11 protein-coding genes and 1 pseudogene are annotated in these 13,455 nt (G+C 51.4%); all 12 read right to left on the minus strand.

Going from position 1 to position 13,455, the window contains the following annotated elements:
- Window positions 1-5: 5 nt before the first annotated feature.
- The gene (locus tag GTO91_RS07285) at window positions 6-935 is read right to left on the minus strand and encodes a class I SAM-dependent methyltransferase (RefSeq protein WP_161257075.1); all 930 of its coding nucleotides are present in this window, start codon (window positions 933-935) and stop codon (window positions 6-8) included.
- Window positions 936-977: 42 nt separating this feature from the next.
- Window positions 978-2,231: an ABC transporter ATP-binding protein gene (locus GTO91_RS07290; protein WP_161257078.1), complete on the minus strand. Its 1,254-nt coding sequence runs from the start codon at window positions 2,229-2,231 to the stop codon at window positions 978-980.
- Window positions 2,228-3,061, minus strand: coding sequence for an ABC transporter permease (locus GTO91_RS07295; protein WP_161257080.1), 834 nt, complete (start codon window positions 3,059-3,061; stop codon window positions 2,228-2,230). Before GTO91_RS07295 ends, GTO91_RS07290 begins: the two co-directional genes overlap by 4 nt.
- A 10-nt stretch (window positions 3,062-3,071) precedes the next feature.
- A complete protein-coding gene (asnB, locus tag GTO91_RS07300; protein WP_161257083.1) occupies window positions 3,072-5,078 on the minus strand; it encodes an asparagine synthase (glutamine-hydrolyzing) in 2,007 nt (668 codons plus the stop codon).
- 34 nt (window positions 5,079-5,112) lie between these two features.
- Entirely contained in the window at window positions 5,113-6,099 is a 987-nt protein-coding gene (locus tag GTO91_RS07305) for an SDR family NAD(P)-dependent oxidoreductase (protein ID WP_161257086.1), read from the minus strand.
- Complete coding sequence (wecB, locus tag GTO91_RS07310) at window positions 6,083-7,210, minus strand: non-hydrolyzing UDP-N-acetylglucosamine 2-epimerase (RefSeq protein WP_161257089.1); 1,128 nt, start codon at window positions 7,208-7,210, stop codon at window positions 6,083-6,085. The genes GTO91_RS07305 and wecB overlap by 17 nt, the downstream gene beginning before the upstream one ends.
- A 40-nt stretch (window positions 7,211-7,250) precedes the next feature.
- A complete protein-coding gene (locus GTO91_RS18060) occupies window positions 7,251-7,811 on the minus strand; it encodes an acyltransferase (protein ID WP_328793751.1) in 561 nt (186 codons plus the stop codon).
- Window positions 7,812-7,850: 39 nt separating this feature from the next.
- Window positions 7,851-8,807 (minus strand): annotated as a pseudogene (locus tag GTO91_RS18065) (Gfo/Idh/MocA family protein); the annotation flags it as partial.
- Between the two features lie 12 nt (window positions 8,808-8,819).
- Window positions 8,820-9,983, minus strand: a complete 1,164-nt coding sequence (locus tag GTO91_RS07320; RefSeq protein ID WP_328793752.1) for a DegT/DnrJ/EryC1/StrS family aminotransferase — start codon at window positions 9,981-9,983, stop codon at window positions 8,820-8,822.
- A 34-nt stretch (window positions 9,984-10,017) separates the two neighbouring features.
- Window positions 10,018-11,394, minus strand: coding sequence for a nucleotide sugar dehydrogenase (locus GTO91_RS07325; protein ID WP_328793747.1), 1,377 nt, complete (start codon window positions 11,392-11,394; stop codon window positions 10,018-10,020).
- A 76-nt stretch (window positions 11,395-11,470) separates the two neighbouring features.
- Entirely contained in the window at window positions 11,471-12,019 is a 549-nt protein-coding gene (locus GTO91_RS07330; protein ID WP_161257107.1) for a winged helix-turn-helix domain-containing protein, read from the minus strand.
- A gap of 96 nt (window positions 12,020-12,115) precedes the next feature.
- On the minus strand, window positions 12,116-13,441 hold the full coding sequence (locus tag GTO91_RS07335; RefSeq protein WP_161257110.1) for a sugar transferase: 1,326 nt from the start codon (window positions 13,439-13,441) through the stop codon (window positions 12,116-12,118).
- Window positions 13,442-13,455: the final 14 nt, after the last annotated feature.

Here is a 13,455-nt window from a genome sequence, read left to right on the forward strand (position 1 = left end):
AAGTCTCATTTCCTCGCATATTTGTCAGATTCTTTCTCAAAGTAGTTAGCCGCTTGCCGTAAAAAGGCTAAGAATTGTAGAGGGACCTTATTTTCATAGGCTTCATTCAAATAGTTTTCTATGCACGAATTTACATCTACCGCGCTGGAGTGGTTCTTCTTCCCAATATAAACAAAAATATTGCCTACGACCTTGTCGACCAGAGAATCCAATTTAACGGCAAGATCTACAGCCCATTTTGTATGAAGCCTCGAAAAAAAGGGGCTTACAGGGTGGAAAAAGCGATAATAGGATACTTTAAAATGTTTAGTCAGGGTATGGTAGAATTCCTTTGGTTCATAGGCATGATGATTATCGCCCAGAGCCGGTTCAGGATACTCCCTAACATGATAACTACTGTATAAAAAATGTCTGAAATGCATCAGCGCGCCAGAAAACCACCCCGGTTGAGTCCCAAACTTTTTGTCGCCTACGGGCTCTCTTCCGATAAAACGACCATGTTCATCTAATACCCTGTATATTTCTTGTAATGCTTTTTCTAAGTATTCATCAGGCACATGATGCAATACCGAAGAAGCGATCACCATATCAAAAGCTCCCGCTTCAAAGGGCAACGCCAATACGGACCCGACTCTAAAATCGCCGTCTGGATATTTTTTTTGCGCTTCTGCGATCATGCCGGGAGATAAATCTATCCCCACAAGACACCCTGGAGATTCTAACCTTTTTAGGTATTTCCATATCGACCCGGGGCCGCATCCGATGTCGAGTATCCGGTCCCCCTTTTGATAATTGTCTTTAATCACATCAAAGAATGACTCATCCCAACTATCCATAATAGGATGACCATGATAGTCGGTATCATATCTTTTGCTTATTATATCCTGAATTTCTCTTTCATGATTTTCAAAATCATGCAGTCGATTATTTTCCAAACTATTACTCACCCTCCAAGCAAGTGCTCTCCACTTGCTGCTTTATTCAATACGGATCGTCGCTCCAGCATCGAAAACGCCTGCAAACTTTTGTTCCCCTGATACAGAGAGAGTTTGTACATCGCGAATGATTTGAAGGACGGTAAAGCTGTTATCATTAAAGACTTGCGCAATACCGCCTCCTAAAAGATAATTTCCTAAGGCGATCTTGCAAGTGAAAGAAAAGGTGATTGTTTTTATTTCTCCCCGCTTGCCCGATACCAACGCGTTTTTCATGATAGAATCTAAACCAAATATCTCTATTCCCGTTTCCCTGCTGACTCTAAACCCTGCGCTCATATTACGAATGTCTTTATTAAATTTAATCTTCATTAAGACCGAATAAGACTCATTCATAATCAGCGTAGAAACAGGACGCCTGGCAGCGTCAACCATACCGAATTCTATGATCTCTGCATCTAATCTATTTTCTTCTTCTACGACAACCGGAGCAACGGTCTGACTATCAATACTCCTTACCTCAAGCCGGGGACCTTGCACCTCCCGCTTGGCTAAGGCATCCCTTTCAGCGGCCAACAGTTGCTCATACTTATAGCCGGCAATTCGCGTTTCACCGAAATACAGTGTCTCTCCATGGTGTAAAAGCAAGCAACGGGAGCATAGGTCGTACACAGTGCCCAGGCTATGGGAGACGAAGAAAAATGTGGCGCCCGAGTTCATCATATCCCGAATTCTGCTAAAGCATTTTTCTGCAAAGAGCGCATCGCCGGCGGCCAACGCTTCGTCAATGATCATGATCTCAGGTTTTACGCTGATGGCCGTGCTAAAGGTGAGTCTCGCCTGCATACCGCTCGAATACGTCTTAAAGGGTTGATCGATGAAATCACCCAGCTCGGAGAATTCGATGATCTCATCCAGTCTGTATTCTATTTCTTTTTTCGTCATACCAAGGCACATGCCGCCCATGATAATGTTTTCTCTTCCGGAGTATTCCGGATGAAAACCGGTGCCTAATTCTAAAATGGCGGTCACTCTTCCATTAACGAGGACGTCTCCCGATGTCTTTTCTAATGTCCCCGCCAATATCTTAAGTAAGGTGCTTTTACCCGCTCCATTTCTCCCAATGACACCTACTACTTCACCTTTTTTTACGTCAAATGATACATTTCTCAATGCCCAAAATTCTTGATGTTTCGGTTTTCGCAAGAAAACTTCCGTAAACATATCCGACGGCTTTTTGTATAGCTTAAACGCCTTGCTTAAGTCGTTTACTTTAATCGCCAGTTCAGTAATCATAGCACATCTCCAAAGTAATTCTTGACCTTTCTAAATAACCTGTAACCGAAGTAAAACATCCCGATCGAAATACAGGCGAAGATGAACCACGCCCAGGGATGTTCAAAGCCGCCGTAAAAAAGCGCGTCCTGGTATGCCCAGATGGTATAACTGAAGGGGTTTATATATAGTAAAGGCTTTAATAAATCAGGAACCCAGTCAGGTAAATAAAAGACTGGGATTAAATAGACACCAATAACAGTCAATACCTGCATAACATCTTTTATGTCTTTAAAATAGCAGCCAATTGCAGATAATATAAAGCCCAATCCTGTCATCATGAGAATTTGTAGAGAGAGTAACAGTGGTAAAAAAAGTATTGTCCAAGGTAATGTCTGAGTCTTGATAAGGATATACACGATGAGAAAGATCATGCCGATCAATTGGGAGATCAGCGTAGCAAATACCCCTTTAACGGGAAGCACCTCAACGGGAAAGACGACTTGCTTCACTAAGTTTGCACTGGAGTTGACGGCTACGCAGCTTTTAATCAATATTTCCTGAATGGCCATCCATGGAAGAAAACCGACAATGATATAGGCGGTATAGTCTAAAGGAATTTCCCTTGTGCCTCCAAATTTTATCTGAAATACGTAACTAAAGATGACTAAATAAACAGACAGCAACATCAACGGGTGAAAAACGGCCCAGGCCGCCCCAAAAATGGAACCGGCATACCGGTCATTGATCTCCCTTTTTGCCATTTGCCAGATTAATTCCCTATGGCGAAACAAAAGTGAAATAGCTTCCTGTCCGTACCATATAAATCCGCGATGACTGCCTCTAGCCATATAAATCTCCTTAACCTTCCACTGTGGGTTGCGCTGCGTCGATGTAATGCCGCTGTAACCATTCCGTTGACAAGAGGGACCAAATCAACAATCTGTGATTTCTTTGCCCTTTCATATGATCATCCAAGCAACGGCGCACAAACTCCTGTTCAAACCAAGGTCTCGATAGGGTCCGTGAATCGAGGAGGATCTCCCGGATATACTCCATCGACGGTCCCCGATACCAGTTCTCATCGGGGGCAGAGAAGCCTTGCTTCTTCTGTTTGGTGAACTCTTCCGGCAAGAATCTCTCCATGGCGTTGCGGAGCACAATTTTGCCGTCAACGGAGGCAAATTGTTTGCTGCGATCGGCTTGATTCAAACCAGCCAAATTGACTTTTAAGGAAGGGGACATCCCCCAGGCCAAATCGGCCAGGTCATTATCTAAAAAGGGCACTCGCGTTTCCATCCCGTGGGCCATACTGATCCGGTCTTCAACGATCAGCAATCCCTGCAGAAATGTCCGATATTCGAAACGGAGCGCCTGTTGAATCCTATCCTGATATGGATCACCCCATTGTGGCGCAGAAGGCATCTCCTCAAATACCCCACGGAAGATCTCGGGAAGCTCCGCCAAATGGCGTTGCAGATCGGCGGAAAACAATTGCGGGCTTTCTTCGGGCGATAACAGGCGGTGCCAGTAGCGGAAATACTGCTTCATGAAGTCATCCTGATTTTCCGCATCTAAAATAATCCGGTAACGCCAGGGATAGCCGCCAAACAGTTCATCGCCCCCCGTTCCCGCCAGGCATACCTTGACAAAACGGCTGGCCAGCTTGGCCACATACCAGTTTTGGTAACACATGCCGACACGAGGGTCTTCCAGGTGCCATGTTAACGACTCCATCGCAGCAGGCATATCGCCTGCGTGGAGCACCACATCGTAATGTTCTGTTTGCAGAAGATAGGACAATTTTTCCGCCGAGGGACGTTCGTCGAAACCCTGCTCCATCCCATTGACGTTGGTCAAATCAAAACCGCAGGTGAAGGTAGTCAACCGAGGAATAGCGCGACCGGCCAACGCCACGATTGATCCCGAATCCATGCCGCCTGAAAGATAGGCGCCGACGGGCACATCACTGATCAACTGCCGTTGCACGGCGCGGGAAAACCCTTCACCCACCCGCTCACGGGCTTCTTCAGGATCGCTGATCCGGGGAACGTCGGCATAGCCGGTATGAAAGGATGAAATGCGGGCGATTTTGCAGCCAGGCTTAACATAAATGACTTTGCCTGGTTCGAGGAGATGGATGTTTCGAAACAGCGTTTTGTCGCTAAAAATGTTTTGAAAGGTCATGTATTCGACCAACGCAGACGGATCGATGGAGGGCTCCACCAATCCGCTGCGCAGAATCGCTTTGATTTCACTGGCAAAGACGATGTAATCATCTGTCACTGCATAATAGAGCGGCTTTACGCCGAAACGATCTCTCGCCAAAATCAGCTCGTTTTCGAGCCGATCATACAGGGCGAAGGCAAACATCCCGTTGAGCCTGCTCAAAGCTTCAATCTTTTGCTCTTCCCAGAGATGCAACAACACTTCCGTATCGGTGCGGGTGCGAAAAACATGCCCTTTGCATTCCAGTTCCGATTTAAGTTCGGGAAAATTATAAATCTCCCCGTTGAAGATCACCCAATAACGGCGGTCCGAATTGGACATGGGTTGATGTCCGTAGTGAGTCAGATCGATGATCGATAAGCGACGGTGCCCCAACCCTACGGTGATGGGATGTCGCGCCAGTTCCTCCTGGGCGTAGTTGCCGCCAAAGACAGGGCGATTTTCATTGATGTGTTTAAAAGCGGGATCGGTGAAGCTGCACCAATACCCGCCCTCACCGTTTTGCCGTTCCCCCAGCCGAAAGAAGGTATAGCCGGCGTCATCCGGTCCCCGGTGAGCCATCACATCACACATCGCCTTTACCCGGGCAGGCGCAAAGGGTTTCCCCGTCAGACTGACAATGCCTGCAATTCCACACATACAATCTACCTTCTTTACTCAGCCGAGGGGGGCTTTACCCGCGCTTGCGCCGGGCCTCAACCGCCTCTTTGTGGTTATTTCGCCAATCGATCAGGCTCTGCATTCCTTCACGGAGATCGATAGACCAGCGGTAACCCAGGTCCCGCTCGGCGGCTTTGATGCAACCAAGCCGGTTGGTGACAAAGGTCTGTCCCGCAGGTTCATATTTGATGCCCAAATCAGAACCGCTCAGTTCAAGCAGCAGTTCGGCCAGTTCTTTGATCGATGTTTTGACGCCGCGACCGACATTGTAAAAACCGAAGGGCACATCCCCCTTCAAGGCGCAGACATTGGCCCGGGCGCAATCACGGACGTGAACGAAGTCATAAGCTTGAGAGCCGTCGCCGTATACCTGCGGCTGAATCCCCCGGTCGATGCAATCGAGGATCTTCATCATGACGGCGATATAGGCGCCCTTGTAATCCTGCCGCGGTCCATAGACGTTCATGTAGCGCAGCCCCACAGCCTCGAGTCCGTACCGCTTGGTGTACGCTTTCAGCATGTGTTCGCCGGCGATTTTCGAAGCCCCATAAAAGGTCCAGTTGTTATAGGGATGATCTTCGGTCATCGGTTCTTCCACCGCATCGCCGTAGACACTGGCCGAACTGGAGTAGACCAGGCGTTTGACCTTGTTTTTCACACATGATTGCAGCACATTGAAGGTGCCGCGGATATTGACTTCAAAAGCGGATTGGGGGAACTCGTGGCAATGGAGCAGCCAGAGCGCCGCCAGATGAACAACGGCGTCACAGCCCTCTGTCGCCTTGTCCAGCAGGTCGGGCTGGCAAACGTCGCCGCCCAGTTCAAAGATGCGGCAACGGCTGTCTTTCAGTGCTTCGCTGAGGTTGTCGGCGGTGCCTCGGGAAAAATTGTCATAGACGACAACTTCGCGAACTGGCTCTTTGAGAATTTCCTCCACCACATGGGATCCGATCAAACCGGCGCCACCGATAACCAGTACCTTTTTATCCTTCAAATCCAATTCCATTTCCTCCTACCCTGTTTTCTTCGAGCGCCTCCACAATGCGCTGGGCCGCTTGTCCATCACCGAACCCTACCACCGGTATCTGCTGCTTTTCCCGGTCCATACAGGCTTGAAACTCGGCGCAGATCCGTTCCTGTTGGGCGCCGCACAGCACGTTCGCGCCTGACTCGACCGTTTCCACCCATTCTGTCTCATCGCGGACCGTCAGACAGGGAACGCCCATGAAGTAGGCCTCTTTTTGCACCCCGCCGCTGTCGGTGACGATCACCCGGGCGTTCGCTTCCATCTCAATCATCTGCATGTATGACAGCGGTTCGATCAGGCGGACATTCAAGGGGACGACGATGCCATACTTTTGTATATACTGCCTGGTGCGCGGGTGAACAGCCAGGAGCACGGGCAGCCTTTGACCGATCTCACCAAAAGCGGAAAAGATCGCGCTCAGGCGCTCGGCGGAATCAGCGTTCTCCGCCCGGTGAACCGTTGCCAATACATACTGTTCCGGCAGTATCTCCAAGGAGCGGAGAGTGGCCAACGATGGATCGATTCGCTGCCGGTAGTACAGCAGGCAGTCGTACATGACATCCCCGATGTCGATAACCCCTTCCCGAATCCCTTCGGCCAACAGGTTCTTAACGGACACCGCTGTCGGACAGAACAACAGCGATGAGACATGATCCGTTAAGACCCGGTTGACTTCCTCAGGCATCCGCCGGTTAAAGCTGCGAAGTCCGGCCTCCACATGAGCCACCGGGATGTGCAGCTTGGCTGCGGCGAGGGCGCCGGCCAGGGTGGAATTGGTATCGCCGTAGACGAGCACCCAGTCGGGTTTCTCCTGCTGGAGCACTTCTTCCACCGTTTCCAGCATCCGGCCTGTCTGTTTTCCCTGCGGTCCCGACCCGATGCCCAGGTGGTAATCGGGCTTGGGTATGCTCAACTCTTTAAAGAAGACATCGCTCATGTTCTGATCATAGTGCTGGCCCGTGTGGACAAGCACTTCCCGGAGCCGGGTTTCCGGCTTGATCTCATTTCTTCGCTCAATGGCCCTGGATACGGCGGCTGCCTTGATAAACTGCGGGCGCGCTCCCACAATCGTCACTATCTTCACGGAGTCCCTACCTCACTTCGAGCACATGCGCCACCGCTCGTTAACCCTGAACATCGATGACCGGCGTCTCGCCACAGGTGGCGCAGGCCCGCCCTGCATCCACCCGCTCCCCGCACCGGCAAACCCATCCGATCTGCCGAGCCGGATTGCCGACGACGAGGGCGTGGGGAGGCACATGCTTCGTTACCACGGCGCCGGCGCCGACGAAGGCATACTCGCCGATCTCCACCCCGCATACTACCGTCGCGTTGGCGCCGATGGAACATCCCCGGCGCAACCGTGTCGTCAAGTACTGATCCCGCCGGGAAACGTGACTGCGCGGGTTTTTCACATTCGTGAAGACCATGGAAGGACCGAGGAAGACATCATCCTCACAAATGACACCCGTGTATACAGATACATTGTTCTGAATCTTGACGTTGTTGCCGAGAACCACATCGGGAGAGATGACCACGTTTTGGCCGATATTGCACTTTTCCCCCACCGTGGCGCCGGTCATCACGTGAGAGAAATGCCAGATTTTCGTCCCCGCGCCGATCCGGCATCCCTGATCAACGACCGCCGTCGCGTGAGCAAAGTAACCCTTATCGTCCTCAGCGATCTCCCCGACCGGCTGCCACTCCCCATTGCGTTCAAGCGATGCCTGGCAGGCATGAAGCATTTGCAGCACCCGGAGGCCTTCATCACCGTCGGTTACCGGATTCGCGCGGCTGGCGACGCAATCCAGGAAATGCTGGCATTCCCGCTTCAGCGGCTCTCCCGTCTCATAGGCCACAGGCTGTCCATCCTGGGGGTTCGGTTGTGGAAGCAATCCGTTCCATCTGACCGGCTCCGGATAGTAGAGCAGTTTGTTCTCCTTCTTCTGATCATCGAACAGCAGCATCCCTCGATCGCCGGCAATCACCAGGCGTTGTTCCTTAAAGGGATGGAGCCAACTGGTGAAGATGTGCGCCACCTTGCCGGAGGCGTAACGAAAAATCGTCTGTGTCGTATCATGAATGTTGTCTAGCAGTGTGGCCTGACCGGTGCAAGACACCGTCTCGGGAATCCCGCCGAGCAGCGCCGTCACGACAGAGATATCATGAGGGGCAAAGCTCCAGAGCACGTTTTCTTCGCTTCGAAATTTACCGAGATTCAGGCGGTGGGAGTAGATGTAGTGGACCTTGCCCAGCTTGCCTTCAGCCAACAATCCTTTGATCGCGGCGACGGCCGGATGATAATGCAGCAGATGCCCGACCATCAGCACCCGGCCCCGTTGTTTCGCCAGATCGCAAAGCTCGCGTCCTTGCTTCAAGGACAGGCATAAGGGCTTTTCCACGAAAACATCCTTGCCGCTAACGAGGGCCTCCTTGGCCAGCCCATAGTGCGCGCCTGCCGGCGTGGCGATGACGACGCCGGCAATCTCCGGATCAGACCAAACATCTTCAGGATTGTCTGTCGTTTGGATCCCAGGGTATTGTTCCTGCATGGACTGGCGCGTTTGCAGCGATGCGTCGCACACCGTCTTCAAAGCTCCCATTTGGTAGAAATTGCGGACAAGATTCTTGCCCCAGTAGCCCGCGCCAATAACCGCTATTGTACTCATATCCATCCCCATCAAACGTAAATGCTATTTTGAATAGAAAGAATCAATGGCCCCCACCACATGGTCCTGCATCTCCTGCGTCAGCTCAGGGTAGATGGGAAGGGCCAATGTTTCCGCCGCAGCCTTGTCGGATTCCGGGAAGGCTTCCGCCGGATAAGCCAGATCGGCGAAACAGATCTGCCGGTGGAAGGGAACCGGATAGTAGATCTCCGTTCCCACACCGTTGTCTTTCAAGTACTCCTTCAACTCGTCCCGCCGGTCAACGCGAATGACAAATTGGTTGTATATGTGCGAATGGGGAACAAGACCGTCATAGACGTCAACAGGCAACTGAATCCAGCCGTCTGACACGGCCTTTGTCTGTTGTAACATTTCGCGGTAACGGGCGGCATTGCGCCGGCGGTTGGCGTGCCATTGGTCTAGCAAGGGCAGTTTCACCGACAGCACTGCTGCCTGCAAGGCGTCTAACCGGAAGTTTCCACCGATGATGGCGTGATAGTACTTGGGACGGGAGCCATGGGCGCGCAAAATTCGGATCTTCTCTGCCAATGCGTCGCTTTGCGTAGTCACGAGGCCGCCGTCACCGAAACACCCCAGGTTTTTGCTCGGAAAAAAGCTGAAGCACCCCATATCTCCGATGGCGCCGACACACAAGCCCTGGGGATGACCGTCTACAGGATAGCGAACGCCGATCGCCTGTGCGGCGTCTTCGATCACCGCCAAAGACGTTTCGGCTGCCAAGGCCATGATGGCCTTCATATCGGCGCTTTGTCCATAAAGGTGAACAGGGATGATCGCCTTCGGCCGATATCCGGCGCTTTTCGCCATTTCAATGGCCGCTCTGGCCGATTCCACATCCATGTTATAGGTGACCGGGTTGATATCGGTAAAGAACGGACGCGCTCCCAAGCGGGACACAGCGCCGGCGGTGGCGAAAAAGGAAAAGTCTGTGGTGATCACGGCGTCGCCCGGGCCGATACCGCAGGCCATCAATGCCACCAGAAGCGCGTCCGTGCCGGAAGATACACCGATCGCATGTTTGACGCCCAGATAAGCGGCAGCCTCCTTTTCAAAGGCCTCCACTTTTGGTCCCATAATAAAACCGCAGGAATCGACCACTTCTTCCACAGCAGCCATCAATTCGGCTTTCAAGGGCGCGTTATGCGCTTTCAAGTCCAACAGTGGCACTCTCATCGTTTCAAAATCGTTCCCTTCTGTCAGATTACAATTTATGATACTTTCCTTCAGGTAGCAGCAAGCCCTTGCGGGTCACAATATTCCGCGTGTCGAAGACAGCAGCGACGCCTTCGCAGATCTTTTCGTAATCGACATTGCTGTGATCGGTCGTGATAATGCACAGGTCGATCTTCTCCAACTCTTCCTTGGCGATGTCGATGGACCCATACCGGCCCGTTCCTGTTTTTACCATATCAACCCATGGATCATGATAAAAAACATCGGCGCCCAGGCGGATGAACTCGTCAAAGATCTCCAGGGCCGGCGATTCCCTCCAATCATCGATATCCGCCTTATAGGCCATACCGAGAAGCAGGATGCGCGCCCCTTTTACCGCCTTCGCCTGCTCGTTCAGGATACGCATGCTTTGTTGAACGACATAATGAGGCATTTGACGGTTTATATCACCGGCCGTTTCAATCAACCGGGTCTGCAACCCGAACTCTTTCGCTTTGTAAGTGAGATAGAAGGGATCTATGGGAATACAGTGCCCTCCCAGACCGGGCCCGGGGTAGAAGGCCATAAAACCGTACGGTTTGGTCTTAGCCGCCTCGATGACTTCCCAGATGTCGATCCGCATCTGTTTGCACAAAACAGCCATCTCATTCACCAAGCCGATGTTGACGAGCCGGAAGATATTTTCCAGCAGCTTTTCCATTTCGGCGACGCGGGGCGAACTGACCGTAAATACGGGCGCGTCCAGGACAGACTTATAGAAGAGGGACGCCGCCGCCGAGCAGTTCTCAGTAACTCCGCCGATGATCTTCGGTGTATTCCCGGTTTTATAGCGTTCATTGCCGGGGTCGACACGCTCAGGGGAAAAGGCAAGAAAAAAGTCTTCCCCGCAAACCCGGGAGACTTGGTTTATTCTTTCCGTGGCGTTCAATGAATCTATCGGTTCATCCCATTTGCCTTCCAGAATGGGCTGAATGATCTCTTCCGTGGTTCCAGGATAAGTGGTGCTTTCAAGGATGACTAGCGCGCCAGGTTTCATCCGGGAGGCGATCGCCTTGCCGGAAGCGATGACATAGCGCAAATCGGGCTGTTGATGCACATCCAGGGGGGTCGGAACGCAGATGACGATGACATCCATATCCGATATCAAGTCAAAATCGGTCGTAGCGCGCAAATACCCCGATTGGACCAATTCCTCCAAACGGGCGCCTACCACATCGCCGATATAGTTCATTCCCTCGTTGACCTGTCTGACCCGGGAATCCTGCACATCAAAGCCCATTACCTTAAAGCCTTTTCCAGCGATTACGACAGCCAGCGGTAATCCTACATAACCCAAACCGATGATGCCTATGGAAGCCGTCCTGTTCTGGATAGCCGTTTTTATATCCTCTACGGAACTAGACACTCGTCTTCCTCCTAACCAGTTAAAGTCATTCGGCTTTACTATATTTCGAAAGAGCACTGGGTTAGTGAAAGCCCCATCAAGAATTGGGCTGCAAACCATCTCCCCACAATATCAGGCCGCCTTCAGCGATCAACTGCGGCGCCAGGTTTGCATACTCTTCCTGATTCAGAACGACTGTACGAATTCTTCGCTGAAGAACCGTCTCCGCCTTAATCACCAGCTTTTCGAGATATGCCAGGTCCACATGACCGACGATGATCAGTTCAATGACGCCGGAGTCTATCCCCCGCGCGCAATCCCCCACAAGCATCGCCATGTTCAATTGCCCCAGATTGGCCACTATCTCATCGATAATCCGGTTTAAACCCAGTGTCTTTTTCACAATTGAGTTAATTTCCGGAAATAAGGGGTGGTTGCGATTGGCGGCATACAGCTTGTGACGTCCGTCCATTCGCGAGACTAGCAACCGAGCTTCTTCAAGGCGATTCAGTTCAACCCGAACCCCATTCGTCGATTCGCCTAATTCCGCAGCAAGCTTACGGAGATACGAGGAATGGTCAGGATTGAGAAAAAAGCGCATCAGAAGCTGTAATCTGGTTTTAGACGTGATCAAAGAGTCGAGCACTGCCTCACCATCTCAGCCGAAGTATATTGAGTATTTTTTTTACTCGTTTTTTAATTCGACATCGTTCGAGAAATCCCTTTGTCACAGCTCGATACTTTACATCGCCTTATCCCTCTGCATGACCACCTTGATCGTCTTGATCAGCAGGATCAGATCGCTTACCGGTCCGCGGCGCCTGGAATAAAAAAGGTCGTAAATCAATTTTTCTTCCGCTTTAGATGAGTACCGGCCATAGATCTGCGCCATCCCGGTTATCCCAGGCGGTATCAGATGACGCAACTCATACTCGGGAATTTCCTCAGAAAACTCCCGCACAAAATTGGGACGTTCCGGTCTCGGACCAACCAGGCTCATTTCTCCCTTAATCACATTAAAAAGTTGCGGGAGTTCATCCATTCGCCAGCGTCGCAAATAAGCGCCCACCCGCGTAAGGCGCGGGTCTTTCTCCGTCGCCAGCGTCGGACCCGTTTCTTTTTCCGCGTCAGGGATCATGGTCCGAAATTTATAGATCCGGAATGTTTTTCCTCGCAAGGAGATTCTATCCTGCGAATACAAGATGGGCGACCCTGAGTCCAGCCAGATCGCGGTCGCAATCAATGCCATGAGCGCCAAGCCCGGGATCAAAGCGACCAGCGCCAGGCTTAGGTCAAAGATCCGCTTCGCGATATCGCTGAACCGGCTTTCCACGATGCCAGGGGATACTTCGATATACACCCGGCCATCCCGTGAAATCAGCGTCCCTCCATGCAACAAGATATCGGCGGGAGTCGCTTCGACGCGCAAGGTTTTGTATCTCTTCAACGCCTCTACGATCGCCTGCTTGCGAAGATTCATGTCCTGGAAATCCTGCACAACGGCCGATTCGGCGCCATCGGCGTTTATCCCACCGGCTGGGCATCTCAGGCAATCCGCCGCGATTGGATTTTCCTGAGCAACTGCGATCTCATTGACAATGGCGCGACAGCGTTCCACATGCTCATTCCATAGTTCTTGTGTAATGACATGCGGATTCTCTCGCTTCTTGTACAACAACCGAAAAAAAATAAATCGAGAACAATAAAAATACAGGGTCAGCACAACGCCAAACATCAACAAGATGCTGCGTGGAAAGGCAAAATACCGCAAGAAATAACTCGCGCCGCCGGAAATGATCACCGTGAGCACAGAGGCAATCGCGGCTGATAAAAAAATATTATAGCGCGAAAAGGACCCCTCCGTATGGTAGAGGTCCATCAACAAGGCCGATGCGACAACAGACAGGCATAACCACGGAAAGGTCCCTATAATCGCCTCATAGTTTTCTCTCTGCAGGGATTCAGGAAAAAGACAACTCGCCACGACATACAGCAACAGCATGGTGGCGATCAGGTCACTGACAAACAGGCTGATCCCCTTTTTCCTTGGTTGAAGAAACGTCCACATTTTGCCTATCCCCT

This window comes from Heliomicrobium undosum (genome assembly GCF_009877425.1).
GTDB classification, from domain to species: Bacteria; Bacillota; Desulfitobacteriia; order Heliobacteriales; family Heliobacteriaceae; genus Heliomicrobium; species Heliomicrobium undosum.

Coding starts and splice junctions, on each gene's coding strand:
- asnB (WP_161257083.1), bottom strand. CDS start 5,078: ATGTGTGGAATTGCAGGCATTGTCAGTCTGACGGGGAAACCCTTTGCG.
- GTO91_RS07295 (WP_161257080.1), bottom strand. CDS start 3,061: ATGGCTAGAGGCAGTCATCGCGGATTTATATGGTACGGACAGGAAGCT.
- GTO91_RS07335 (WP_161257110.1), bottom strand. CDS start 13,441: ATGTGGACGTTTCTTCAACCAAGGAAAAAGGGGATCAGCCTGTTTGTC.
- GTO91_RS07290 (WP_161257078.1), bottom strand. CDS start 2,231: ATGATTACTGAACTGGCGATTAAAGTAAACGACTTAAGCAAGGCGTTT.